The organism is Planotetraspora silvatica (assembly GCF_016863315.1).
GTDB classification, from domain to species: Bacteria; Actinomycetota; Actinomycetes; order Streptosporangiales; family Streptosporangiaceae; genus Planotetraspora; species Planotetraspora silvatica.
The window spans coordinates 34206-58507 of the sequence record NZ_BOOQ01000023.1 but is presented as its reverse complement, the minus strand read 5'-3'; the positions used below and the strand labels follow the sequence as shown (position 1 = coordinate 58507).

Genomic DNA, 24302 nt, shown 5'->3' with positions numbered 1-24302 from the left:
AGCCGCAGCGCAGCCGGCCGGCGATGCCGAGCCGCACAACGCCGCCCCGGCAGCCCGTCCGACCCATGCGACAACCGCGCCGGCTGCCGCGGTCCAAGTGATACGCCACAGGTGACGCACCACAAGTGAAGACGCGGGCACCCGTGGATCGCCACGGGTGCCCGCGACATGGACCGCCCCGGGAAAAAAGTGAAGGGCACCCGCCGACCTGGGTGCCCTTCACGTACTGGGATACGGCCACGCTACAGCCGCACGGAGATCAGAGGCGCTCGATGATGGTGACGTTTGCCTGCCCGCCGCCCTCGCACATCGTCTGCAGGCCGTAACGGCCGCCGGTGCGCTCGAGTTCGTGCAGGAGCTTGGTCATCAGGATCGCGCCGGTTCCGCCGAGCGGGTGTCCGAGGGCGATCGCGCCGCCGTTCGGGTTCGTCCGCTCCGGGTCGGCACCGATCTCCTTGAGCCAGGCGAGAGGCACCGGGGCGAACGCCTCGTTGATCTCGATGACGTCGATGTCGCCGATGCTCAGCCCGGCCTTCCTCAGCGCCTTGTGGGTCGCCGGAATGGGAGCCGTGAGCATGTAGACGGGGTCGTCGCCCGTGAGCGCCAGCGTGACGATCCGGGCGCGCGGGGTCAGGCCGTGGTCGCGCACCGCCTGCTCGGAGGCGATCAGCAGGGCACCCGAGCCGTCCGAGATCTGCGACGACGTCGCCGCGGTGATCTTCCCGTCGGGGCGGAGGGTCTTGAGCTCGGCCATCTTCTCCAGCGTCGTGTCCGGCCGGGGCCCCTCGTCGTCCTCGACCCCGTTGAGAGGGGCGATCTGATCCTTGAAGTAGCCGTTGGCGACAGCCTTGGCGGCCCGCTGGTGGCTCTCGTAGGCGTACTGATCCAGCTGCTCCCGGCTCAGCTCCCACTTGTCGGCCATCAACTCCGCGCCGCGGAACTGGCTGATCTCCTGCTTGCCGTACCGCTCGACCCACTTGTCGCCGAAGGGGAACGGCATGCCCTTCTCCAGCGCCATCGTGATGCTCGCCCCCATCGGGACGATCGACATCGACTCGACGCCGGCGGCCACGACGAGATCCTGGGTGCCGGACAGCACGCCCTGGGCCGCGAAGTGGATCGCCTGCTGGGACGAGCCGCACTGCCTGTCGATGGTGACGCCCGCGACGTTCTCCGGGAGGCCTGCGCTCAGCCAGGCGTTGCGGGCGATGTCCATCGACTGCGGACCCACCTGCATGACACAGCCCATGATCACGTCTTCCACCGCGGAGGGGTCGACGCCGGTGCGCTCGACGAGCGCCGAGAGAGTGTGCGCGGCCAGATCCGTGGGGTGGACGGTGGACAGCCCGCCCTTCTTCTTGCCGACCGGGGTACGGACCGCCCCGACGATGTACGCCTCTGCCACAGTGCCCTCCAGAAGAAACCGAGCATTGTTCGGTTAGTGAGAGATTACCCCAGAACCTCCATCGACGGGTGTCTGGCTACACCACGTTTCGGTCGGATAAGGATGGTTTGGGCGCAGCGCTCGCAGGAGTCACCGCTGCCCGGCGTAGCGCCCAGGGAGGACGTCCTCCGCCTCGACGAGCTGGAAGCCGCCCTGGTCGGTGGCGATTCCCTGGAGGCGGCTCGCCAGGACGAGGGCCACAGCGGCCCGCTCCACCAGTGCCGTGTCGTCGGCACCGTCATCGACACCGCCATCGGCGCCCTCGTCCGTGTCTTCGCCGACCGTCTCGTCAGCTGCTGTGTCATCAGCGGCCGCATCCGCCGCGCCGTCACCGGCCGTGTCACCGGCCACGGTCTCGGCGTCTCCCGTCTCGACGTCTCCCGTCTCGACGTCTGCGCTCACCAGGTCCGCGACCTCGACGTCGGCCTCGGGGGCGCCCGTGGTCGTCGGGTTCTCTGACGGGGTCTCCGCCTCGGGCTCGGCCGCGTTCTCTTCACCGGTCCCGGCTGTGGCGGTCCCCTCGGCGTCTGCGGCTCCGGACGCTCCCTCGGCTGCCGCGGTGGCCTCGTCTGCCGTGGTCGCCTCGACTGTCGAGGTCCGGCCGCCGAATGCGGCCAGAGCCGCCTCGTCGATCGCGGACACCCGCATGATCACGATCTCCGTCAGATACGGCCAGTGCGCCTTGGCGGCCGGCGGGATCCTGTTGCCCTCCTCGACGGTGAGCATCATGTCGGCGCCCGCGTAGACGTCGGTCACCACCCCGCCGTCCACCGTGACGTGGACGATGCCGTCGGCCGGCTCCCCGTCCGGCCGCCCGCCGGTGTCCGCCGCCGGGCGTAGCACCTCGCCGAGGAGCGAGGCGACCTCTTCGGGAGACGGCGCCGCCGGCAGGTAGACGCGCACGGTGCGGAGGTCGCTGTCGGCGAGGTCGGTCGGCTCCCCACGGCACATGGACCATCCGCCGAGGCGATAGGCGATGCCCTCGGCCAGGCTCTTGTCGAAGTAGTCCATCGGCAGCTGGGTCTCGGCGGACAGCCGGCAGGCCCACACCTGCTCCTCGCCCGTCACCCCGAGCTTGCCCGAGGTCTCACCGTCCAGTTCGATCGCGGCAAGAATCCGCGATCCGCCCGCCAGGATGTCGTCGCCGTCGAAACGCGCGTCCGGATCCGCCAGCTGGGCGATCGCCAGCAAGGTCTTGGGATCCGGCTTTTCGGGCAGCAGCGCCGTAGGTCCCGTACGCAACCGGCCCGGCAACAGAAGATTCGTCAACCAGCCCACAGGGCCCTCCTCGTGAAGATTCGAAGAGACGATAGCCCCCGGGAATCATGTCCCACGGGCCCTTACCGGAACCGGCCAGCGCTCAGGGCTTCCCAACAGCAGGGCGCGTGCCGGTCATCAACGCATAAACGATGATGTTATCCACATAGTGACCAGTCGTCTGGTTATACGAGCCGCCGCACGTGATGAGTCGCAACTCCGCGTCGTCCCTCGGCCCGTACACCCGGTCGGTGGGAAAGGTCTGCTTGTTCGCCTGCTCGACGCCGCCCACCGTGAAGATCGCCGTCGTCCCGTCGAGACGGACCACCTCGATCTTGTCGCCGTTGCGGATCTCATGGAGACGGGTGAACACGGCCGCCCGCGTGACGGTGTCCTTGTGCCCGAGCATCACGGCGGGGCCGGCCTCTCCCGCGGTGGGACCACCCCGATACCACCCGACCAGGTTGGAATCGTTGATCGACGGCGTCTCGATGGCACCGCTCTTGTCCGTGCCGACCGATTCGACCGGAGCGTTGACGCCCAATCGGGGAATGATCAGCCGCTTCGGCGTCGACGGCTGCATCGGCGCGGCCGCGGGATCGGCCGGGCGCGGCGGCGGCGCAGTGGGGTCCGCCTGACTCAGCGGTGCCGCACCGCCGGGCCCGACCGTCGGAGCCAGCGCCTGCACCTTCAGTGCCGAGCGCGCCGGGGACTCGTACTCCTCAGGCGACCTCAGGATGAGGACGAGCCCGAAGACGATGATCACCACACCCGCCACGGCGGCGAGGAGAAGCATCCCGCGCAGCACCGTCGAACCGCCGCCCGACGGCCCTTCCGCCCCGGGCCAGGGCTCCTGCTGGGGCAGAATGACGGGCTGGAAGAACTGCGGCGGCGGGCCGTACACAAGGTGTGGATGATCCGCCGTCATCCACGGATCGACCGGCGGTCCCGGCTGCCCGGCCGGGCCCTCGCGTCGTCCTTCCCGCCCGCTCACGGCTCCGTCCCCGACGTCGTCTGCCGCTAGTGCCGTACGGCACGGCGACGGGTGCGGAGCAGGAGCCCCCCACCCGCGGCGGCCAGGACGAGCACCGAGCCGGTGAGGACGAGGACGCGCCCGTCAGGCCCCGCCTCGGCGCCACCGCCCGTGGCGGCCCCGCCTTCCGGCGTCTCACTCACCTGGGCGGTCACCGTCTCGTAGACGGTCCGCGTCGCCTGCGGGGTCACCTTGATCGACAGGGACGCGGGGCTGGTGTTCGCCGTCGCCGTCGTCGATATCGAGCAGTCGTACCAGGTCGCCGGGGTGCCGTCGGCCGGGCCCACCTTCAGCGTGAACGCGTCGGCCTTGACGCCGACCGTGCCGGTCGCGGTCGGCGTGATCACCGCCGTCAGCGTCGGCAAGGGGACGGCAGACCCACTGGGGACGGCCGTGCCCGGAGTTCCCGTCGCGGTCGCCTGAATCGTCTTCTTCGCGCTCGAACCCGGTCCGGAGATCACAAGGTCGCCGACGATGACGATGCGGTCCGTGGTGGCGATCTCCGTGGGCGCCGTGATGATCTCCTCGGTGCCGGACGGCTGCTGGTTCGTCCAGGTCAGCGTGACCGCCTGCGACGGCGTCGCGCCGACCGGCCCGCTCAGCGCGGCGGTGAGACCGGGTGAGGCCGTCGCCGTGGCCGGGGCCGACGGAAGGCAGACATAGGCCACGGTCCTGGTGTCGGCGCTGGCGCCGATCGCGGACAGACCTCCGATGAGGGCGACCGCGCCGGCCATTGCGGCCGCGGACGCTCCGATGACCGTTCGACGTCGTGCCTGCGATCTCCGCACCGACCCGTCTCCCATCCAGTGCCCCGCATCGACAGCCGCACCGAGATTTCACCGTACGGTCATGACCCGGTAGAGATCCTATGTACTGCGACCCCGGATCGCCGCCCCACACGGCAAATCCGGCTCTCATTTCCTCACGATCTGGTCAACTCCGCCCACTTGTGTTCGCGGGGGAACCTTCGCGACGCCCCCGGTGTATCAGGACCGGAGGTGCTCAGATGAGACGACTACTGATGGCACTCGGCGCGATGGCGATGATGTTCGCCCTGACCCTTCCCGCCCACGCGCAGACCCGTGCGGGCGGCTGGGCGACGACCGAGCTCGATCCACTCCCCGACAAGCTCGTGCCCGGCAAGGCCTACACGATCGGATACTGGGTCCTCCAGCACGGGACCCATCCGTTCGACGTCGCCGGAAACGAGCTCGGCTCGACCGGTCTGCGCCTGACCGGCGCCGACGGCAAGACCTTGGACTTCTTGGGCACAGCACTGAGCGAACCCGCCCACTACGCGGTGACGATCAAGGTCCCGGCCGGTGAGTGGCGGGTGCAGGGCGTCCAGGGGATCTTCATGCCGTACGACATCGGAACCATGAACATCCCAGGCGGGCTGACCCTTGCCCCGCCGCAGTTCGTGATAGGCGTCGGCACCGAGGTCGTCGACTACTGGGGATCGATCAAGCCTCCGGGCTTCCCGTGGGACGGCACGGTCACCTCGTCCCAACCGCCCGCTCCTCCCGCCACCGTCGCACAGCCGGCGGACGCGCCCCAGCAGCCCGTCACCGCCCCTGCGGCACCCACGGCTCCGAAGACGGCGGCCACCGCATCCGGCGGCGGGGGCTGGTCCTCGCCGTACCTGCTGGTCGTCACGGCCGTGCTGGCCGTCGGCGCGACGCTCCTCGTCCAGCGTGTGGTCCAGGCACGGGTACAGCCAGGCCAGACGGAAACCGGCTCCCGGGAAGGCGCCGCGGAGGAGGCCGCAGACGCGATCTCCATCGGCAGGGAATGACGACGCGGCAATCGACCCGCCGGTAACAGAATCGTATTCTGGTCACGGAATGACACCCCGAGCCGGAAGGCGTACCGATGCGGCGAGACCTCTTCGACGAGGAGCACCTGCTCTTCCGCGAGACCGTTCGTGAGTTCCTGACGCGCGAAGTGGTCCCCCACCACGACCAGTGGGAGAAGGACGGCATCGTCCCCCGCGAGGTCTGGAAGAAGGCCGGCGAACTGGGGATGTTCGGCTTCTCCGTGCCCGAGGAGTTCGGCGGAGCCGGCATCACCGACTTCCGGTACAACGCGGTCGTCCTGGAGGAGATCACCCGCATCGGCGCGACCGGCCTGGGCTTCTCCCTGCACAACGACGTGATGGCGCCCTATTTCGTGGATCTGACGAACGAGGAGCAGAAGCAGCGCTGGCTGCCCGGGTTCGCGTCCGGAGAACTGATCACGGCCATCGCCATGACCGAGCCGGGGGCCGGGAGCGACCTGCAGGGCATCAGGACCACGGCCCTGCGCGAGGGCGACCACTATGTGGTGAACGGCCAGAAGACGTTCATCACGAACGGCATCAACTCCGACCTCGTGGTGGTCGTGGCCAAGACCGACCCGTCGGCCGGCGCGCGGGGCACGACGCTGCTCGTCGTCGAGCGCGGGATGGCGGGTTTCAGCCGGGGACGGAACCTCGAGAAGATCGGCATGCACGCCCAGGACACCGCCGAGTTGTTCTTCGAGAACGTCCACGTGCCCGTCGCCAACCGGCTCGGCGACGAGGACGGCCAGGGCTTCGTGCAGTTGATGCACAACCTCCCGCAGGAGCGCCTGTCGATCGCGGTCGGTGCGGTGGCCGCCGCCGAGTCCGTCCTCGAGACGACCATCGAGTACTGCAAGAACCGCAAGGCGTTCGGCAAGAGCATCGGCCAGTTCCAGAACACGAGGTTCCTGCTGGCCGAACTGGCCACGGAGGCGGAGATCGCCCGCCACTACGTGGACAGGTGCATCGTCGCGCTGAACGCCGGAGAGCTCACCGCCGTCGACGCCGCCAAGGCGAAGTGGTGGACCACCGAGCTGCAGACGAAGCTGATCGACCGCTGCCTCCAACTGCACGGCGGCTACGGCTACATGCTGGAGTACCCGGTGGCCAAGGCATGGCTGGACAGCCGCGTCCAGACGATCTACGGAGGGACCACAGAGATCATGAAGGAGATCATCGGCAGGTCGTTCGGCTTCTAGACCAGCCGGTACGGCTCCCGCTCAACGGAACTGCTGACCCCAGACGGCCAGCATGACGAGCACGAAGACGATCATCACGCCCGCGTAGGCGACCGGGCTCAGCCGGAAGAACTTGCGGACCTTGTTCAGTAACCACGCGAACAGGAACGCCAGGAAGATCAGAAGGATGAGTCCGGAGTCCATGCTGATCAGTATGCGTTGGTTCCTGCTCGATCGCGGACCCTAGTCGCGACTGCTATCGAGGATGACCCGCGCGACGAGGGCGGGATCGTCGCTCATCGGCAGGTGACCGCACCCCGACAGCAACATGACGCGTTCCTGCGACCACCGCGCCGCCCGCACCGCCTGGCGGCGCGGCAGCAGGCGGTCGTGCTCACCCCAGGCGATGGTGATCGGCACCTTGGGCGGAGGAGGCGGCCCCATCCAGGCACACGCGTCGAGGGTGGCGTCGAAACCCACGCACCCGCGCAGGGCCTCGACCGCCGCGAGCATCGCGTCGGCGGGCACCCGGGACGGTTTGGCCATCAGAAGACCCAGTGCGACCGCCTTACCCGCCTTCGAGGAGACGAGTGCGGCGGCGCCCTGTCCGCGGGTGGCCTCCGCCGTGGTTCGCAACAGCCGCAGGACCGTCCGCGCGTACAGGTGCTCCGTCCGGGACCAGAATCCGGCGGGCGAGAGTGCGGCGGCCGTGCAGACCACCCCGCGCGAGGCCATGTCCAACGCGATGTATCCGCCGAGCGAGTTGCCGGCGACATGTGGATCCTTCACACCGAGCCACGTCCAGAACTCCTCGACCGCCGTGCCGAGCGTCTCCGTGGTGTACGGCAGGCCGGCGGGCAACGGCGGCGACTCCCCGAACCCGGGGAAGTCGACGGCGATGACGTCGTGCCGCTCGGCCAGCAACTCGAGGACGGGCTGCCATCCCTGCCGGTGATGCCCGATGCCGTGCATCAACACCAGCGGAGATCCGCTGCCGCGCCGGTCGTAGGCAAGCTCCATACCTGCGAGTCAAGCACCCGAAGCCGCGCGGAACCAGTAGGCGGGCACATTGATGGGCGCACTGATCAGCCACGATGACCTGCGACGACGGATACGTCCGTGGTCCGGCACCCGCCCCGGCCGCGCTGACGGCGCCCGCGACCCGGCATCACGGACCGCCGTCACGGCCGGTATCCGGACCGGTTCAGCGACCCCCGATGGGGATCTCGAACCAGACGGCCTTGCCCTCCCGGGTGGGACGGGAGCCCCAGCGCTTGGCCAACTGGTCGACCAGGTAGAGACCGCGCCCGCCCTCGTCGTTCTCTCCCGCGCTGCGGATCCGGGGCAGGCGGAGATCCTGGTCGAAGACCTCGACCCAGATCGAATCCTTGCCGCGGCGCAGGCGGAGGGTGAACTCCTTGTCGCCGGCGATCTCCTCCTCGAAGCCCGGAACCTCCCAGGACTCGTCGAACGGCAGCGGCGGCCCGTCGAGCACCAGTTCCCTGCGGGGAATGCTCGCGCTGGCGGCGTGGAGCACCACGTTGGTGACGACCTCGGACACGAGCAGGCAGGCGAGGTCGGCCCGCTCGTCCGGCACCTGCCAGTCGGAGAATGCCTCGGACGCCATCCGGCGCGCCTCGCTCACCATGATCGGCTGCGCGGGGAACGTGCGCTCCTCGACCTCGAGCTCCATCGCGACCGACCGGACGACCAGGATCGCCATGTCGTCGTCGATCTCGCCGGGGACGGCCACGGTCGCCGCGTCGGCGATCCGCTCGACGGGCTCCCCGGAGAGCTTGGCGACCTTCTCGGACAGGATCCGCAGCGCCTCGTCGTCGCTGAGCGACGGGGCCTCGGAGCCGCGGGCCGGCCGCCGGTCGACGAGTCCGTCGGTGTAGAGCAACAGGGTCGCGCCCGGCGGGAGCGTCCGCGTCTCCTCCTTGTAGACCAGGTCGGCGTGCACGCCCTTGGCGCGGACGCCGAGCGGCTGGCCGACCTCGGTGATGTCCAGCTCGGCGACGTTGCCGTCGACGATCAGCAGCGGCGGCGCGTGACCGGCGTTGGCGAACGACAGCTGACGCGACCACGCGTCGTACACGAGGTACTGACAGGTGACCAGCGGAGGGTTGGTGATGTCGGCGCCGAAGTCGTCGCGCTCGGGATGGGCGACGACCCTGGTCCACTCGTCGAGACGGGCGAGGATGTCCGCCGGCGGCTTGTCATCCTGCGCGAAGGCGCGCAACGCGGCCCTGAGCTGGCCCATGACCGCCGCGGCCTTGGCTCCCCTGCCTTCGACGTCGCCTATCACGATGCCGACGCGGCCCGCCGACAGCGGGATCACGTCGTACCAGTCGCCGCCGACCTGCGTCTGGATGCCCTGGCCGTGCGAGGCCAGCGGCGCCGCGGGGAAGTACCGGACGGCGATCTCCAGCCCGTCCAGCCGCGGAAGCTCGCGGGGCAGCAGATGCTTCTGGAACGACTCGGCCGTGTGCCGCTCCTCCTCGAACAGCAGGGCGTTGTCGACGGCCACCGCTACCCGGGTCGCGATCGCGCCCACGAAGTCGCGGTCGAAGGCGTCGTAGTGGGGCGAGCGCCGGTCGGTGAGGTTGGACAGGCCGAGGTACATGAGGCCGAGCATCTCGCCGCGTGCGCACAGCGGCGCCACGATGGCGGAGGTCATTCCGACCTCGCCACAGATCCGGGCCGCCCCCTCGCTGGGAGACGGGTAGCTGACCTGGGAGAAGTCCTCGACCAGGATGGTCTCCTGGCGGCTCTGCGCGGTCTCCGCGTAGTGGCCGGGCGGATACTTGATCTCCTCGCCGACCGGCTTCCACGTGCCGGCGGGCGGCGTCCAGCCGTTGACGTGGGTGGAGACCTTGCGGATGAGCCGGTCGTTCTCCACCAGCTCGATGAAGCAGTGATCGGCGAACTGGGGAACCAGCATCTCTGCGACCCGGTTCAGCGTCTCCTCGACGTACAGCGAGCCCGCGAGCCGTTCGCCGATGCGCTCCAGCAGGCCGAAACGATCTTTTTCCCGCTCGTTGCTCCGCATCGCCTCGCGCGCGGTGATCACGATCCCGGTGACGGACCCGGACTGGTGCCGCAGCGGCACGGCTTGGGCGCGGACGTAGATCATGGTGCCGTCGCCGCGGACGACGTCGAAGGTCCCCTCCCAGACACCGCCCCGCAACACGTGCTTGGCGAGCTCGACGGCGAGCGGGTGGTCCTTCTTCATGATGCCGAGGGACAGGAGGGACTCCCGGCCGGAGGTGGATCCGGGGGTGCCGAACAACTGCTCGGCGAAGGGATTCCAGTAGAGGACGTTGCTGAAACGGTCGGTGACGACCACCGCCATCTCCGCCTGGTCCAGGACGGAGGCCGCGGTCAGATGGTCCGCGGTGTCCTGCGTCAGATCCCCCCAACGTTTCATCCCAGCACCACCCTTGGGAGTGGGACGTTCGTCAAGCCGGCCACGGGCGCTCCTGGGGGGGTGGGGTGTCGCGGGAGAGGAGGGGCTCCCGATGGGGATTCAACCAGTCTCGACTCTTTCCGTCATCGTCTGGTGACGAAAACATGCGACGCGACATCGCGCGGAAGTTCCGCGGAAGTGCTGTCCGCATCGCAGTCCCCTGTCACCCGCACACCGTCGTCGCTAGCCGCGAGCGTCACCTCGCGTCCGGGTTGTATCCCAACTTGCTTGAGTTTAAGCATCAGGGCGGGGTCGCTTTGCACTTGTTCGCTAATTCGGCGAACGACAACCGGAACCATCGCCGGACCTGCGAGATCGGCCATGGGAGACACGACCTCATCCTTGGTCAAACCGGACTGTGATTCGCCCAGCTCGCTGAGACCGGGAATGGGATTGCCGTGCGGGCAGACGGTCGGGTGGTCGAGCAACTGGAGGAGCCGGGTCTCGACGGACTCCGACATGACGTGCTCCCAGCGGCAGGCCTCGACGTGGACCTCTTCCCAGGGGAGCCCGATCACCTGGATCAGCAGGCACTCGGCCAGGCGGTGTTTGCGCATGACCCTGATGGCGAGCTTGCGGCCGAGATCGGTCAGGCTCAGATGGCGATCGCCCTCGACCTTGACCAGGCCGTCACGTTCCATCCTCGCGACCGTCTGGCTCACCGTGGGCCCGCTCTGCGTCAACCGTTCCGCGATGCGCGCGCGCAACGGAACGATTCCCTCTTCTTCCAGCTCGAAGATCGTACGGAGATACATCTCCGTCGTGTCGATCAGGCCATGTGCCGTCACGGTTCCTCCAGTTCTGTATCGATGCTACGACCTCCCGAAGCGTTCGCAGCCGACTGTGTCTGGGAAGCGATCCTAGGGTGACAAACATCGGAGCAGAGCGATTCCTTCCGGCCCGGCCCGGCCTGCCGGCGCCGGCGGCCCGGTCCCGTGAGGGCTGCGATTTGTTCCGGAACGCCACGCAGACGGTCTTCTGGGCGGGCCGGCAAGGCGCCGCGTACATGATCGTGGGTGAGCAGCCCGGTGATCAGAAGGATCGCCGGGCAGCGCCATTCGTCGGACCGGCGGGCCGGATACTCGACAGGGGCCTGGAGGAAGCGGGGACGCCGCCGCGGCGCTCGGGGCGACGGCGCCACCCGAACCCGCGTGACGGCCTGTCATGACCATGGGCATGTCGGGAAAATCATGCTGTGTGGCGGACACTCCCTCAGGGGGCCAGTCGCTCGCGAAGCCAGACGGCGCTCGATCCGGTCCCTCCGGTGAGCCGGTAGCGGATGCGGTCGTGCATGCGGTCGGTCTGACCCTGCCAGAACTCGATCTCCGCGGGCAGCACACGGTAGCCGCCCCAGAACTCCGGCACCGGCGGATCGGTGGGCCAGCGTTCCGCGAGTTCCCGATAGCGGGCGTCGAGTTCCTCTCGCGACGGGACGACGGCCGACTGCCTCGACGCCCACGCGCCGATGCGGGAGCCGTACGGGCGGCTGTTGAAATAGGCGGCGGTCTCCTCGCGCGACAGCCGTACGGCCCGGCCTTCGACGCGAACCTGGCGCCGGATCGGGTGCCAGGGGAAGAGGAGGCAGGCGCGGGGGTTCTCGGCCAGGTCGCGGCCCTTGCGGGATTCGTAGTTGGTGAAGAAGGTGAAGCCCCGCTCGTCGAAGCCCTTGAGGAGGACCGTCCGCGCGGAGGGACGGCCCCCCGCCGACGAGGTGGCGAGGATCATCGCGTTCGGCTCGGGGAGACCCGCGGAGACGGCGTCGGCGAACCACAGGGTGAACTGCACCAGGGGGTCGTCCGCGAGGTCGGCCTCGATCAGCGGCCGGCCCTCATAGCTGCGCCGGAGACCGGGGAGTTGCGATGCGCTGTCCACGGAACGATATTGTTGCGCGCTTGGCTGGTGTCGAACGCAGCACCCCCTACCTGGGACAACGGCGTTTGAGAGGGCCCGGGGCAGACCAGTGACGCCCTGAGGGTTAAATTGACCCGCCGGTATCTCGACATCAAGGCTTTGGACTTCACAAGAGAGAGGGAGCCGAGAATGTCCGACTTCAAACCCGGTCTCGAGGGCGTGGTGGCGTTCGAGACCGAGATCGCGGAACCGGACAAAGAAGGGGGCGCCCTGCGTTATCGGGGCGTCGACATCGAAGAGCTCGTGGGCCATGTCTCTTACGGACATGTCTGGGGCCTGCTCGTCGACAACGAATTCCAGCCGGGTCTCCCCCCGGCGGAGCCGTACCCCGTTCCCGTCCACTCAGGCGACATCCGTGTCGATGTGCAGAGCGCGCTGGCCATGCTCGCTCCCGCCTTCGGATTCCGCCCGCTCCTCGACATCGATGACGATCAGGCCCGCGACGATCTCGCCAGGGCCTCTGTAACCGCCCTTTCCTTCGTGGCCCAGTCCGCTCGCGGTCTGGGCCTTCCCATGGTCCCCCAAAAGCGCGTCGACGAGGCGGAGAGCATCGTCGAGCGGTTCATGATCCGCTGGCGCGGCGAGCCCGATCCCAAGCACGTCAAGGCCATCGACGCCTACTGGACCTCGGCCGCCGAGCACGGGATGAACGCCTCGACGTTCACCGCGCGGGTGATCGCCTCCACCGGCGCGGACGTGGCCGCGGCCTTGTCGGGTGCGGTGGGCGCCATGTCCGGCCCGCTGCACGGTGGCGCTCCCGCCCGGGTGCTCCACATGATCGAAGGCGTCGAGCAGACCGGCGACGCCAAGAAGTACGTCCAGAGCCAGTTGGACAAGGGCGAGCGGCTCATGGGCTTCGGCCACCGGGTCTACCGCGCCGAAGACCCGCGGGCCCGGGTGCTCCGCCGTACCGCCAAGGAACTGGACGCGCCGCGTTACGAGGTGGCGGCCGCGCTGGAGACGGCGGCGCTGGAGGAGTTGCACGCCCGCAAGCCCGACCGGGTCCTCGCGACCAACGTCGAGTTCTGGGCGGCGATCATCCTCGACTTCGCCCAGGTTCCCTCGCACATGTTCACGTCCATGTTCACCTGCGCGCGCACGGCCGGTTGGGCCGCGCACGTCCTGGAGCAGAAGCGCACGGGCAGGCTGGTCCGCCCCAGCGCCACCTACGTGGGTCCGCCGCAGCGTTCGGTCAACGACGTCTCCGGCGCCGCCGACGTGGTCGGCAGAGTCTGACCGCATACATCTGACGCATGATCGATGGCCCGCTCCTCACGAGCGGGCCATCTTCGTGAGGAGCCCCGGCCCCCAGCCGGCGATGACCTCCACCGCCCCGGGCCCGCAGGACTTGCCCTCTAGCGCCCTGAGGAAGTCGAGGAACTCGGCGCCCGTCCCGCGTAGTAGTGGAACGTCGGGTCGCTCCTGACGGGCGTCCAGGGCCGCCTTGGAGATCCCTCCTCCCTGGACGCCGTAGTAGACGGGATCGTGCAGGACACCGTGCGCTGGAACGCCTCTCTCGGAGCGGATCGCGGGGGTGGGTCCCAGCGGAAAGGATCAGAGCCTCATCCGGGCTCCCCTATCGGCTGTAGATCGCGCATTTCTCACATCGCGGACCCGAGGAACGAGCGCGAGGCCGGCTAACTACCCTTGGTTAGGTGGCTGACATCGTGATTCCCGCTGACATCAAACCCGCTGACGGCCGTTTCGGCTGCGGGCCCTCGAAGGTTCGCCCCGAGCAACTGGCGGCGCTCGCCGGAGCCGGTGCGAGCGTGATGGGCACGTCCCACCGCCAAAAGCCCGTCAAGAACCTCGTCGCGCGCGTCCGCTCCGGGCTGTCCGACCTGTTCTCCCTGCCTGAGGGATACGAGGTCGTGCTCGGCAACGGCGGCACCACGGCGTTCTGGGACATCGCCTCCTTCGGCCTCATCCGGGACAGGTCGCAGCACCTCAACTTCGGCGAGTTCTCGTCCAAGTTCGCGACGGTGGCGAAGAAGGCCCCGTGGCTGGGCGAGCCGACCGTGATCAAGGCGGACGCGGGCGCCCACCCGGTCGCCGTGGCCGAGGAGGGCGTGGACGTCTACGCGCTCACGCACAACGAGACCTCGACCGGCGTCGCGATGCCGATCAAGCGGGTCGTCGAGGACGACTCCCTGGTGCTGGTCGACGCCACGAGCGGCGCCGGCGGCCTTCCGGTGTCCGCGGAGGAGTTCGACGTCTACTACTTCGCGCCCCAGAAGAGCTTCGCCTCCGACGGCGGCCTCTGGCTCGCCCTCTTCTCGCCCAAGGCGCTGGCCCGGGTGACGGAGATCGCGGAGAGCGGCCGGTTCGTCCCCGAGTTCTTCAGCCTGCCGACGGCGATCGACAACTCGGTCAAGGACCAGACCTACAACACGCCCGCGGTCGCGACGCTCTTCCTGCTGGCCGACCAGCTCGACTGGATGAACTCCCAGGGCGGCCTGGCCTGGACGACGGCCCGCACGGCCGACTCCGCGTCCCGGCTGTATACCTGGGCGGACAAGACGTCGTACACCACGCCGTTCGTCGCCGACCCGGCGCAGCGCTCCAACGTGGTCGGCACGATCGACTTCGACGACTCGGTGGACGCCGCCGCGGTGGCGAAGATCCTTCGGGCCAACGGCATCGTCGACACCGAGCCCTACCGCAAGCTTGGGCGCAACCAGCTCCGCGTCGCGATGTTCCCGGCCATCGACCCGGCCGACATCGAGGCGCTGACCACCTGCGTCGACTACGTGGTCGAGCGGCTCTAGTCGCACATCCGGCCGTACGGCCCGGCCCAGGCTGGGCCGTACGGCCCTTGAGCCCTTCCTACGGGTTCACGCGCGGGAGGCCGCACCCGGACAGGGTGCGGCCTCCCGCGCTGAGAAGGAGAGCCGCCGGTGGGCGGCTCGTCGTCGCCGGCTACTGCCTGGGAGCGGTGTCGGCTGCGAGGTAGACGGTGTAGGAGATGACCGACGGGATGGGCACGCCCAGCTTGCCCGCGGTCTCGGTGAGCGTCTCCTCGTCGTCGATGATGCGCCCGGTGGCGGGATCGACGATCAAGGTCTTCCGGTTCGGCAGGCCGCCGTGGTCGCTGTCCAGCGAGAACGCCTTGCCGGTACGGCCGGCCCGGTCGGTGGTGGTGCCCTCGTACCTGAGGCCGGGAACCGTGGCCAGCACGCGCAGGACCGCGGCGCGTTCCGGAGCGCTGAGGACCCGTTCCCCGATCAGGTCGGTGATGGCGACCACTGTTTCCGCCGGACCGTTCTCCGCCGGGTGATCCTTTTCGAGCCAGGTCTTCAGGGCCTCGGGGTCGGTGGGGGGCCGGTCCTTCCACATCCGGCCTTCGACTCCGGCCTGCGTGTCCTTCACCTCGGGCTTGCCGGGCTCGGTGGACCAGCCCTGCTTCTTCCAGTAGGCGCGGGCCTTGTCCGTGGGGAACTCCGGCGCGCCGGTGCGCGTGATGGAGTGTGCGGAGCCGTCCGGGTTGATCCACGACTCGCGTTCGGTCGGAACCACCGCGGAGGTGGTCTTGCCGTCGTCGACGCTGCTGTTGAGGTACCAGCCGCGATTCTTGAGGTGCTCGGTGCCGGTGATGACGGTGTCCGGCCGGTGGGCGGCGGTGTCCGCGAGCCGGCCGAGGATCTCGGGGGCGTCCTGGCCGGGAGCGTCCTGGACGTAGGTCAGCAGCTTGGGCGTGGCGACGGCGGCCGCGGCAGGGGTGGGCGCACCGCCGGTCCCGGACACGACCAGGGTCAGGCTGAGGGTGAGTGCTCCGACCGCGGCGACGGTTCCGGCCAACGCCAGTCCCCGTCGGCGGAATATCCGGGCCGGCGCCCCGCGGCCGGCCGGCGCCCCGGCGGCGGTGCTTTCGCCCGCTTGCGACAAGGTGCTCATCAGGTGTTCCTCACGCTGGTGTCGTCGGCCAGGCGGGAAGTCCCGCTCGACGGGCACCGGCAACATCCGACGCAGTACCCGCAGGTCGTCGTCTGGACCTGGCGTCATCGGTGCTTCCTTTCATCCGGCCGGACCGCACTGTCGCGGTCACCTGTTAGCTGCCTGGCCCCGGGCGAGGGTTCCACGTTCTGGCGGAGATTTTTCTCGGCGAGCTTCTCCAGGCGACGGCGGGCCCGTGACAGGCGGGAGCGGACCGTGCCGACGGGGACTCCCAGCGCCTGAGCGGCGGCGGCGTAGTCGAGCCCCGCCCACGCGCACAAGGCCAGCACATCGCGATCGGCCTTGGGCAGGCGCTCCAGGACCTGGCGCACGGCGGCGATCTTCTCCTGGTCCTCCAGGCGACCCACCACCTCATCGGCGAAGTCCGGCAGAAGCTCAGGAGCCGGCATCCGTTCCATCAACGCCTGGTGGCGGCGGGCCACCCGGCGCCGGCGGTGCACCACGTTCGTGGCGATCCCCAGCAGCCACGGCAACAGGCTGGAGCCTTCCGGCTCGACCTTTTCCCGTAGGCGCCAGGCTTCCAGGAACACCAGTGAGGTGCAGTCCTCGGCCACCGACCAATCTCCGGTGAGCCGGAAGCAGTGGTTGTACACCGCCGTCCCGTGCTCCCGGAAAAGGACGACGAACGAGGTCTCGTCACCCGCCCGAACACGGGCGCGGAACCCAGGATCCATATCTAGTTCTGCCAACCGCGCACCGCCGGTTCCTATGACGTCGCTCACAGTCGCTCACACCGGAGCGCGCGCCCCGTCGAGGACCTCACGGCCGATCACACGAGCGGACGATGGCGGCGGGCGCGAGGACCACCCCGCGCCGCTCCAGGAGACGTCCCACACTAACCCTGAGCAGGTCAGGGGCCGTACAGGAGGCGGTGCGCGCCCGCCCGGCGGGCGGCTCAGGGGGCGGCCGCCGGGCTCAGGGGCCCGGTCGGCGGCGCGGGAAGACTCGGTGGGCGGCTCAGGACACTCGGTGACGGCTCAGGACGCTGCGGCTCAGGACACTCTGGGTGCGGCTCAGACGACGCCGCGGCGGCGGCGGCGCAGGAACCAGGCGGCGACGATGCCGCCGATGAGGCCGAAGAGATGGCCCTGCCAGGAGATGCCGGGCTGGCTCGGCAGCGCGCCCCACAGGATCGAGTAGTAGAGGACGGCGACGATCACGCCGAGGACGATGTCCAGGGCCCGGCGATCGAACAACCCGCGGGCCACCACATAGCCGAAATATCCGAAAACGAGGCCGCTCGCGCCGAGCGTCAGCGTGTTCGGCGGGCTGGTGAGCCACACGCCCGAACCGCTGACGAGGATGATCACGAGACTGGCGGTGAGGAAGCGGCTGATCCCCCGGATGGCCGCCAGGAAGCCCAGGATGAGCAGCGGCACCGAGTTGGCCATGAGATGGGCGAAACCGGCGTGCAGGAACGGGGCGAACAGGATGCCCGGCAACCCGTCCGGCTCGTGCGCGATGATCCCGTAGCGGTCGAGGCTGCCGTTCTGGACGTAGTCGACGATCTCCACGGCCCACATGACGGACAGGAGCACGATCATCACGATCGCGCTGCCGAGCGCTCCGGTGAGGAGCCTTGCCGTACGGTCCTTCATCGATCCGCCGGCTGGGGAAAGGCCGCTCCCGGAATCGCTCATGTCTTTACCGTAATTTGTTCTGCCCACGAGTGGGAGAACTGCCCGGTCGCCGCATGATCATTCACGCGGGGACCGGGCAGTTCGCCTATTCGCCCTTCCAGGCCGGCGGCCGCTTCTCGGCGAAGGCGGCGGCGCCCTCCATCGCGTCCTTGGAGCTGAACACGGGGCTGATGATCGCGCCCTGCTTCTTGAACATCTCCTCGCGCGACCAGTCCGCCGACTCGACGATCACCTGCTTCGTCGCGGCCAGGGCCAGCGGCGCGTTGGCCGCGATCTTGGCGGCCAGCTCGCGTGCGCCGGCCAGCGCCTCGCCCGCCGGCGTGAGCCGGTTGACCAGCCCGAGCTCGTAGAGCCGGGACGCCGGATAGTGGTCGCCCGTCAGGGCGATCTCCATGGCGACGTGGTACGGGATGCGACGCGGGAGCCGCATGATCCCGCCCGCGCCCGCCACCAGCCCGCGCTTGGGCTCGGGCAGGCCGAACGTGGCCGCCTCGGAGGCGACGACGATGTCGCACGCCAGAGCCAGCTCGAAACCGCCGGCGAGCGCGTAGCCCTCCACCGCGGCGATGACGGGCTTGCGCGGAGGCGCTTCGGTGAGGCCGCCGAAGCCGCGCCCCTCGACCACGGGGAGGTCGCCGGTCAGGAACCCCTTGAGGTCCATGCCCGCGGAGAACGTGCCGCCGGCGCCCGTGAGGACGATGACGGCGACGTCCTTGCGCTCGTCCAGTTCGTCGACGGCCGACGCGATGCCGCGAGCCACGGCTCCGTTGACCGCGTTCCTGGCCTTCGGCCGGTTGATCGTGATGACGGCGACCCCGCCGTCGACCTCTAGCAGAACCTCGTCAGACATGGAGTCTCCAGAGTCGGGAGTTACGGCGAGCAACGAGAACTTACTTGGGCTGGAAGCGGATGCCGCCGTCGAAGCGGATGACTTCGCCGTTCATGTAGTCGTTCTCGATCAGCGCACGGACGAGGTGCCCGAACTCCGACGCCCGGCCGAGCCGCTTGGGGAAGGCCACCGGCCCGATGAGCTTGGCCTTGAACTCCTCGGCGTTCTTGTCGCCGATCGTGCCGTAGATCGGGGTGTCGATGATGCCGGGAGCGATGGTCAGGACGCGGACGCCGATCGCCGCCAGGTCGCGGGCGGCGGGAAGGGTCATGCCGATGATCCCGCCCTTGGAGGCCGAGTACGCCACCTGACCGGTCTGGCCCTCGATGCCGGCCACCGACGCGGTGTTGATGACGACTCCGCGCGCGCCGTCGGCGTCGACGGGCTCGGTCTTCGCCATGGCGGCCGCGCCGATGCGCATGAGGTTGAAGGTGCCGATCAGGTTGACGTCGATCACCTTGCGGTAGGTGGCGAGGTCGTGGGGGGAGCCGTCACGGCCGACGGTCCTGGACGCCCAGCCGATGCCGGCGCTGCTGACGACGGCGCGCAGCGGCTTGCCGGTGGCGACCGCGACGTCGACGGCGGCCTGCACCGAGGCCTCGTCCGAGACGTCGGTCTGGGCGAACACGCCGCCCAGCTCGTCGGCGAGCGCCTTGCCGCGCTCGGCGTTCAGGTCGGCGATGACCGCGGTCGCGCCGAGGCTCGCCAGCTCGCGGGCCGTGGCCTCACCGAGGCCACTGGCACCGCCCGAAATGATGACTGCTGCTCCGTTCAGGTCCATAGCCGGACCTTAACGCGAGAACCGAATGAAGTTCTACTCGGGATGGCGCAAAATCGCGGTGTCGACATCCGGGTAGACCTTGATGCGCCGGTCAAGGCCGGTGGTCCGCAGGATGCGGGCCACCGGGGCCTGAGGAGCGGCCAGGCAGACGCCGCCGCCCTCGCTCGCGGCCAGGCGGTACGCCTCGATCAGCACGCTGAGCCCGCTCGAGTCCATGAATGACAGGGCGGCGAGGTCGAGCACGAGCGTGGGCCCGTCCTGCTTGATCGCATCACGCACCTCGTCCCGCAGAAACGGAGCCGTGAACAGATCGAGCTCACCTTCCACCGCCACGACGACGGCGCCCGAGGCCGACCGGCGCGCGAGTCGCAGCTTCATCGTTGAACCTCCTCCGCGAGGCCCACTTTACTTGCGCATCACCGTGGGTGAGCAGACGGCGCGAAGCCGTACGGCAACTCGAGCCGGTGGGCGGCCAGCAATTCGTCGTCGGCGAGCAGGGACCGCGTGGCCCCGTCCGCGGCGATCACCCCCCGGGAGAGGATGAGGGAGCGCTCGCACAGTTCCAGCGCGTACGGAAGATCGTGCGTGACCATCAGCACCGTCACATCCAGATTTTTCAGGATCTGGGCGAGCTCGCGACGTGAGGCGGGATCGAGGTTCGACGACGGCTCGTCCAGCACGAGGATCTCCGGCTCCATCGCCAGCACGGTGGCCACCGCCACCCGACGCCGCTGGCCGAACGACAGATGGTGCGGCGGCCGGTCCGCCGCCTCCAGCATGCCGACCCGGTCCAGCGCGTCCGCCACCCTCCGCTCCAGTTCGGCCCCCCGGACGCCCAGGTTGGCCGGCCCGAACGCGACGTCCTCACGCACGGTCGGCATGAACAACTGGTCGTCGGGATCCTGGAAGACCAGCCCGACCCGGCGGCGGATCTCCCGGAGCGTGTCGGCACGGACGAGGAGCCCGGCCACCTCGACCGTCCCGTGGCCCGCGGTGAGGATGCCGTTGAGATGCATGACCAGCGTGGTCTTGCCCGCGCCGTTGGGCCCGAGCAGCGCGACGCGCTCACCTCGCGTGATGGTCAGGTCGACGCCGAACAGCGCCTGGGTTCCGTCCGGATAGGCATACGCGAGACCGCTCACCTGGAGCGATGCGGCGGTTCCCAAGCCGCTTCCCGGTGTCATGCCAGGCTCCGCGCGACCACGGCCGTCGTGAGGGCCAGCGCCGGGAGGACGGCGGCGGCGCTCCACTGCCGCCACGACGCCGGCAGATCATGGATGACGGGCATCTGACCGGTGTAGCCGCGGCTCAGCATGGCGAGGTGCACCCGCTCTCCCCTTTCGTACGACCTGATGAACAGCGCGCCCGCCGACCTGGCCAGGACGGGCGCCTGGCGGATGTCCCTGGCGACGAACCCCCGCGACTCCCTCGCGATCCGCATCCGCCGGGCCTGGTCGAGGATCACGCTCATGTAGCGAAGCATGAACATGGCGATCTGCACGAGCAGCGCCGGCAGCCGGAGCCGCTCCGCCCCGAGAAGCATCATGCGCGGCTCGGTGGTCGCCGCCAGCAGGATCGAGGCGACCACCCCGAGCGTGGCCTTGGCCAGGATGTTCCAGGCCGCCCAGAGGCCCGGCAGGCTCAGGGAGACTCCCAGCACCTCGGTCCGCTCCCCGAGGCCGATGAACGGGATCGCGACGGCGAACAACACGAACGGCACCTCGACGACCATGCGGCGCAGGACGAGGGCGGGGGGAATCCGCGCGACCGCCGCGACCGCCGCCAGCAGCAGCACGTCGACGCCGAACGCCCCCCAGGCCTCGCGGGGAGTCGCCACCACCGCCACGGCGAATCCCACCGCCGCGATCAGCTTGCACTGCGGCGGCAGACGATGCACCGGCGTGTCACCTGGCAGGTAGAGGGCGTGATGATGACCCGCGCTCACCCGCGACTCCCCCGGCCCCGCCTACGGGGAACTCCGCGGCGACGTTCAACGCTCACGCGACGGCCTTGTCCTGACGCCTGCGCCGGACCGTGAAGAAGATCGCACCGCCGACGAGCACGGTGATCCCGACGCCGGCGATCCCGGCGAGGCCGCCGGACAGCCGCTCGTCCTCGACGCCGCTGACGCCGTATCCGGCCAGTGGCCCGTTCTCCAGGTCGTGGGGCCTCTCGTAGGCGTTGAACCCCTTGTCGGCGGCCACCTTGTTCAGGCCGTCGGGTGCGCTCGAGGCGTAGAACGACACGACCCCGGCGAGCAGAAGGGCGACGAGTCCGCCGCCGAGCAGGACCGGCCGGAGGCCACGCTTCGGCGCGGGCAGGGTCGCGGGCTCCTCCACCGCGACCTCGCCGTCGGCCGTGCGGAGCACGAGGGGCGCCGCCAGGCCGCGGGCGCCGTACACCAGGTCGGGCCGCACGGCCAGCACGCTGCTCACTGTGAGGGCGGTGATCAGCGCCTCGCCCAGACCGATCAGCACGTGGACGCCGCCCATCGCGGCGGCGACGGACGACAACTCGATCGGCGCGGTGCCGCCGAGCCAGAACAGGGCGGTGAAGACGAGCGCGGACGTGGGCACGGAGACCAGCGCCGCCAGGAACGACCCCACGATCACCGCGGTACGGCTCCGCGGGGCGCTCCTGCTCACCAGCCGGAAGACGGCCCAGCCCACGACCGAGGTGACGATCGCCATCAGGGTGATGTTGACGCCGAGCGCCGTCAGGCCGCCGTCGGCGAAGAAGAAGCCCTGGACGAGCAGGACCACGGCCACGCACAGGACGGCCGTGGCCGGGCCGACGAGTATGGCGGCCAGCGCCCCTCCCAGCAGATGACCGCTGGTGCCGGCCGCGACGGGGAAGTTGAGCATCTGGACGGCGAAGATGAAGGCGGCCACGAGACCGGCCATCGGGGCGGTGCGGTCGTCCAGTTCCCGGCGGGCCCGCCGCAGGCAGACCGCGACACCGGCGGCCGCGACCACTCCGGCTCCGGCGGACACGGGAACGTCGAAGAACCCATCAGGCACGTGCATCGACAAGCCCCTCCAAGACGGCAGGAATACGCCCTCACCCTAGAGGAGCCAGTCGCAGTTGCAAATAAGTTGCAGTTAACTCGGCCCTAACTTTCGCATCGCGGAACCGAGCAGGGTGAACGGCGTGGAAACGTGCACCGAGGTGCTGAGACGCCGGTTGACCGAGGTGGCGTACGGACGGACGGTCCACCTCATGAGGCCGGACCACCAGCGCATGGTCCCGTCGAGTTCCTCCGGCCTGTCGACCTTGACGGGGAACCGGGCCGGCGGACCGCCCACGTCGAGTTCGAGATAGGCGTCCCACGTCCCGGCGGAGAAGCCTCCCGCGCTCGCCACGAAGGTGTGCGAGCCGGTCGCCACGACAGGCTGGCGCCGCTCCCGTCCCGAGGCCCGCTCACGCCAGACCAGATGCCGTACGGCCACGGCCCCCGGTGTGCTGCCCACGTGCACCTGGCCTTCGACCCGCAGCCGCCGGCCCGCCCATTCGGCGCGCGCCAGCCGTACGGCGCCGGGGACCCGCAGGAGATGGCCGCCGACGTCGAGACCGAGATAGCCCTGCGAACGGGTGAGGAAGGGCACCGCCACGACTCCTGAGGAGAACCGGGCGGCCGGTGCGACCATGACGGGGTCGCGGTCGGCCCGCAGCCGGGCGAGCCTGCGGACCCCCTCACACTCAACGGCCACGTGGACGTCCCATATGCCGGAAGGGAGCGAGGTCACCTCGATCATGGCGCCGAACCTGTCGGCGATCCGGGTCACGGGAACACGCCGCTCCCCCTGTGCGGTCCGCTCACGAAGGACGAGGCACACCTCCCCGTCGAACCCCGCGAGCGAGACGCTCCCCGAGACCTCCAGCCGACCTCCGATCCAGTCCAGCCCCAGGAGCCGGTGTCGCATCGGGGCCGTCTCGACGCGGGCCAGCCGTACGAGCCGGTCGACGTCGTCCAACGACGCGACGCGCAGCCGCTCCAGGTCGCCGAACAGGTCGCGGACGCCGTCGGTCAGCCATTCCGCGCAGATGTCGGCGACCTCCATGACGATCTTCTCGCGCGCCGCCTCGCATGCGGCCAGGAAGGGCGCGCCGAGCTGGGCCAGCACGTCGAGCTTGAAGTGCCGGAGCAGCAGATGGTCGCGGAGCGGGCCGGGGGGGATGTGCCCGGCCATCAGTTCGAGAGGCGTACGGATCATCCGCAGCCAGGCGAGCGGGTCGCGGCCGGCCGTCTCGGCCATGGGGACGCCGCCGTCCCGCCGGCGGACCAGGTGGTAGCAGTCGTGATCGGCGACGACGGAGATGACGCCGGCATGGCAGTACGCGTGGACGGAGAAGGCCAGGTCGTCCCCCGTCGTCAGGGTCTCGTCGAAGCGGATCCTGTGCCGTTCGAGCGACGAACGGCGAAACAGCTTGAAGCAGGACAGGCTCTCGTAGGCGCCGTCGAGCAGGCCGACCACGTCGGCGTCGTCGCGGAAGGCGAACTCGGGGAGGCGGACGAGATGACCGGCGCCCCTTCCCCGGCGGACGATCTTGCCGAGGACGATGTCCGAGGTGTTCGCGTCGGCCGTCGCGACCATCCGGCGGAGGGCGTCGGGCCCGAGATGGTCGCCTCCGTCGCAGAAGAAGACGTACCGTCCCCTGGCCTCGGCCAGGGCGCGGTTGCGTAAGCGGGCGGGCACGCCCCGGCGGTCCCGATGGATCACCCGGATCACACCGGGATGGTGCGCGGCGTAGAGGTCGAGGAGATCCCGGGTGCCGTCGGACGAGCCGTCGTCCACGACGACGATCTCCTTGTCGACCCGCTGGACGAGCAGGGACGTCAGGCACCGGTCGAGATGCGCGCGGCAGTTTCGCGCGAGCACGAGCACGCTGACATCGACCTGGTGGTCACTCTCCGTCTCCATCGGAA

24 protein-coding genes are annotated in these 24302 nt (G+C 69.5%); 5 read left to right on the top strand and 19 right to left on the bottom strand.

The window, feature by feature from the left end; genetic code table 11:
* Window positions 1-259 precede the first annotated feature (259 nt).
* From Psi02_RS17320 to Psi02_RS17305, 4 genes are all read right to left on the bottom strand, one after another.
* Window positions 260-1405 (bottom strand): acetyl-CoA C-acetyltransferase, encoded by a 1146-nt coding sequence (locus Psi02_RS17320; RefSeq protein ID WP_203975307.1) that lies wholly within the window; start codon window positions 1403-1405, stop codon window positions 260-262.
* A gap of 129 nt (window positions 1406-1534) precedes the next feature.
* Entirely contained in the window at window positions 1535-2722 is a 1188-nt protein-coding gene (locus Psi02_RS17315) for a hypothetical protein (protein WP_203975305.1), read from the bottom strand.
* Between the two features lie 82 nt (window positions 2723-2804).
* Window positions 2805-3695: a class F sortase gene (locus Psi02_RS17310; RefSeq protein WP_239094955.1), complete on the bottom strand. Its 891-nt coding sequence runs from the start codon at window positions 3693-3695 to the stop codon at window positions 2805-2807.
* Window positions 3696-3721: 26 nt separating this feature from the next.
* Complete coding sequence (locus Psi02_RS17305) at window positions 3722-4522, bottom strand: hypothetical protein (protein WP_203975303.1); 801 nt, start codon at window positions 4520-4522, stop codon at window positions 3722-3724.
* A 218-nt stretch (window positions 4523-4740) separates the two neighbouring features.
* Here Psi02_RS17305 and Psi02_RS17300 point away from each other — a divergent pair, with 218 nt between their 5' ends.
* Complete coding sequence (locus Psi02_RS17300; protein WP_203975301.1) at window positions 4741-5529, top strand: hypothetical protein; 789 nt, start codon at window positions 4741-4743, stop codon at window positions 5527-5529.
* Between the two features lie 77 nt (window positions 5530-5606).
* On the top strand, window positions 5607-6752 hold the full coding sequence (locus tag Psi02_RS17295) for an acyl-CoA dehydrogenase family protein (protein WP_203975299.1): 1146 nt from the start codon (window positions 5607-5609) through the stop codon (window positions 6750-6752).
* A 21-nt stretch (window positions 6753-6773) separates the two neighbouring features.
* On the opposite strand, the gene Psi02_RS17290 is transcribed toward Psi02_RS17295, so the two are convergent.
* The 4 genes from Psi02_RS17290 to Psi02_RS17275 all read right to left on the bottom strand — a co-directional run bounded on the left by Psi02_RS17290 (window position 6774) and on the right by Psi02_RS17275 (window position 10988).
* Window positions 6774-6935, bottom strand: a complete 162-nt coding sequence (locus Psi02_RS17290) for a hypothetical protein (RefSeq protein WP_203953413.1) — start codon at window positions 6933-6935, stop codon at window positions 6774-6776.
* Between the two features lie 39 nt (window positions 6936-6974).
* The gene (locus Psi02_RS17285; protein WP_203975297.1) at window positions 6975-7751 is read right to left on the bottom strand and encodes an alpha/beta fold hydrolase; all 777 of its coding nucleotides are present in this window, start codon (window positions 7749-7751) and stop codon (window positions 6975-6977) included.
* Between the two features lie 184 nt (window positions 7752-7935).
* Window positions 7936-10161: a SpoIIE family protein phosphatase gene (locus Psi02_RS17280; protein WP_203975295.1), complete on the bottom strand. Its 2226-nt coding sequence runs from the start codon at window positions 10159-10161 to the stop codon at window positions 7936-7938.
* Between the two features lie 122 nt (window positions 10162-10283).
* Complete coding sequence (locus Psi02_RS17275; protein ID WP_203953410.1) at window positions 10284-10988, bottom strand: iron-dependent transcriptional repressor DtxR; 705 nt, start codon at window positions 10986-10988, stop codon at window positions 10284-10286.
* Between Psi02_RS17275 and Psi02_RS41075 the strand changes: the two genes are divergently transcribed.
* On the top strand, window positions 10979-11368 hold the full coding sequence (locus Psi02_RS41075; protein WP_344052173.1) for a uracil-DNA glycosylase family protein: 390 nt from the start codon (window positions 10979-10981) through the stop codon (window positions 11366-11368). The genes Psi02_RS17275 and Psi02_RS41075 overlap by 10 nt on opposite strands.
* 44 nt (window positions 11369-11412) lie before the next feature.
* Here Psi02_RS41075 and pdxH read toward each other — a convergent pair whose 3' ends face one another.
* Entirely contained in the window at window positions 11413-12072 is a 660-nt protein-coding gene (gene pdxH / locus Psi02_RS17270; RefSeq protein ID WP_203975293.1) for a pyridoxamine 5'-phosphate oxidase, read from the bottom strand.
* A gap of 168 nt (window positions 12073-12240) precedes the next feature.
* Here pdxH and Psi02_RS17265 point away from each other — a divergent pair, with 168 nt between their 5' ends.
* Window positions 12241-13347, top strand: a complete 1107-nt coding sequence (locus Psi02_RS17265) for a citrate synthase 2 (protein ID WP_203953408.1) — start codon at window positions 12241-12243, stop codon at window positions 13345-13347.
* A gap of 419 nt (window positions 13348-13766) precedes the next feature.
* Window positions 13767-14879 (top strand): phosphoserine transaminase, encoded by a 1113-nt coding sequence (serC, locus tag Psi02_RS17260; RefSeq protein WP_203975291.1) that lies wholly within the window; start codon window positions 13767-13769, stop codon window positions 14877-14879.
* 151 nt (window positions 14880-15030) lie between these two features.
* Here the strand turns inward: serC and Psi02_RS17255 are convergent, their stop codons facing one another.
* From Psi02_RS17255 to Psi02_RS17210, 10 genes are all read right to left on the bottom strand, one after another.
* A complete protein-coding gene (locus Psi02_RS17255; protein WP_203975289.1) occupies window positions 15031-16113 on the bottom strand; it encodes a CU044_5270 family protein in 1083 nt (360 codons plus the stop codon).
* On the bottom strand, window positions 16110-16739 hold the full coding sequence (locus tag Psi02_RS17250) for an RNA polymerase sigma factor (protein ID WP_203975287.1): 630 nt from the start codon (window positions 16737-16739) through the stop codon (window positions 16110-16112). Before Psi02_RS17250 ends, Psi02_RS17255 begins: the two co-directional genes overlap by 4 nt.
* 339 nt (window positions 16740-17078) lie before the next feature.
* Complete coding sequence (locus Psi02_RS17245) at window positions 17079-17705, bottom strand: rhomboid family intramembrane serine protease (protein WP_239094954.1); 627 nt, start codon at window positions 17703-17705, stop codon at window positions 17079-17081.
* Window positions 17706-17790: 85 nt separating this feature from the next.
* Entirely contained in the window at window positions 17791-18555 is a 765-nt protein-coding gene (locus Psi02_RS17240) for a crotonase/enoyl-CoA hydratase family protein (protein ID WP_203975285.1), read from the bottom strand.
* Window positions 18556-18595: 40 nt separating this feature from the next.
* A complete protein-coding gene (locus Psi02_RS17235) occupies window positions 18596-19375 on the bottom strand; it encodes an SDR family NAD(P)-dependent oxidoreductase (RefSeq protein WP_203975282.1) in 780 nt (259 codons plus the stop codon).
* 33 nt (window positions 19376-19408) lie between these two features.
* Window positions 19409-19753 carry an STAS domain-containing protein gene (locus tag Psi02_RS17230; RefSeq protein ID WP_203975280.1) on the bottom strand — a complete coding sequence of 115 codons (345 nt, stop codon included), beginning with the start codon at window positions 19751-19753 and terminating at the stop codon, window positions 19409-19411.
* A 38-nt stretch (window positions 19754-19791) separates the two neighbouring features.
* Window positions 19792-20559 carry an energy-coupling factor ABC transporter ATP-binding protein gene (locus Psi02_RS17225; protein WP_203975278.1) on the bottom strand — a complete coding sequence of 256 codons (768 nt, stop codon included), beginning with the start codon at window positions 20557-20559 and terminating at the stop codon, window positions 19792-19794.
* Window positions 20556-21320 (bottom strand): cobalt ECF transporter T component CbiQ, encoded by a 765-nt coding sequence (gene cbiQ / locus Psi02_RS17220; protein WP_203975276.1) that lies wholly within the window; start codon window positions 21318-21320, stop codon window positions 20556-20558. The genes Psi02_RS17225 and cbiQ overlap by 4 nt, the downstream gene beginning before the upstream one ends.
* A gap of 52 nt (window positions 21321-21372) precedes the next feature.
* The gene (locus Psi02_RS17215) at window positions 21373-22401 is read right to left on the bottom strand and encodes an energy-coupling factor ABC transporter permease (RefSeq protein WP_203975274.1); all 1029 of its coding nucleotides are present in this window, start codon (window positions 22399-22401) and stop codon (window positions 21373-21375) included.
* Between the two features lie 75 nt (window positions 22402-22476).
* Window positions 22477-24297, bottom strand: a complete 1821-nt coding sequence (locus Psi02_RS17210; protein ID WP_203975273.1) for a glycosyltransferase family 2 protein — start codon at window positions 24295-24297, stop codon at window positions 22477-22479.
* Window positions 24298-24302 lie beyond the last annotated feature (5 nt).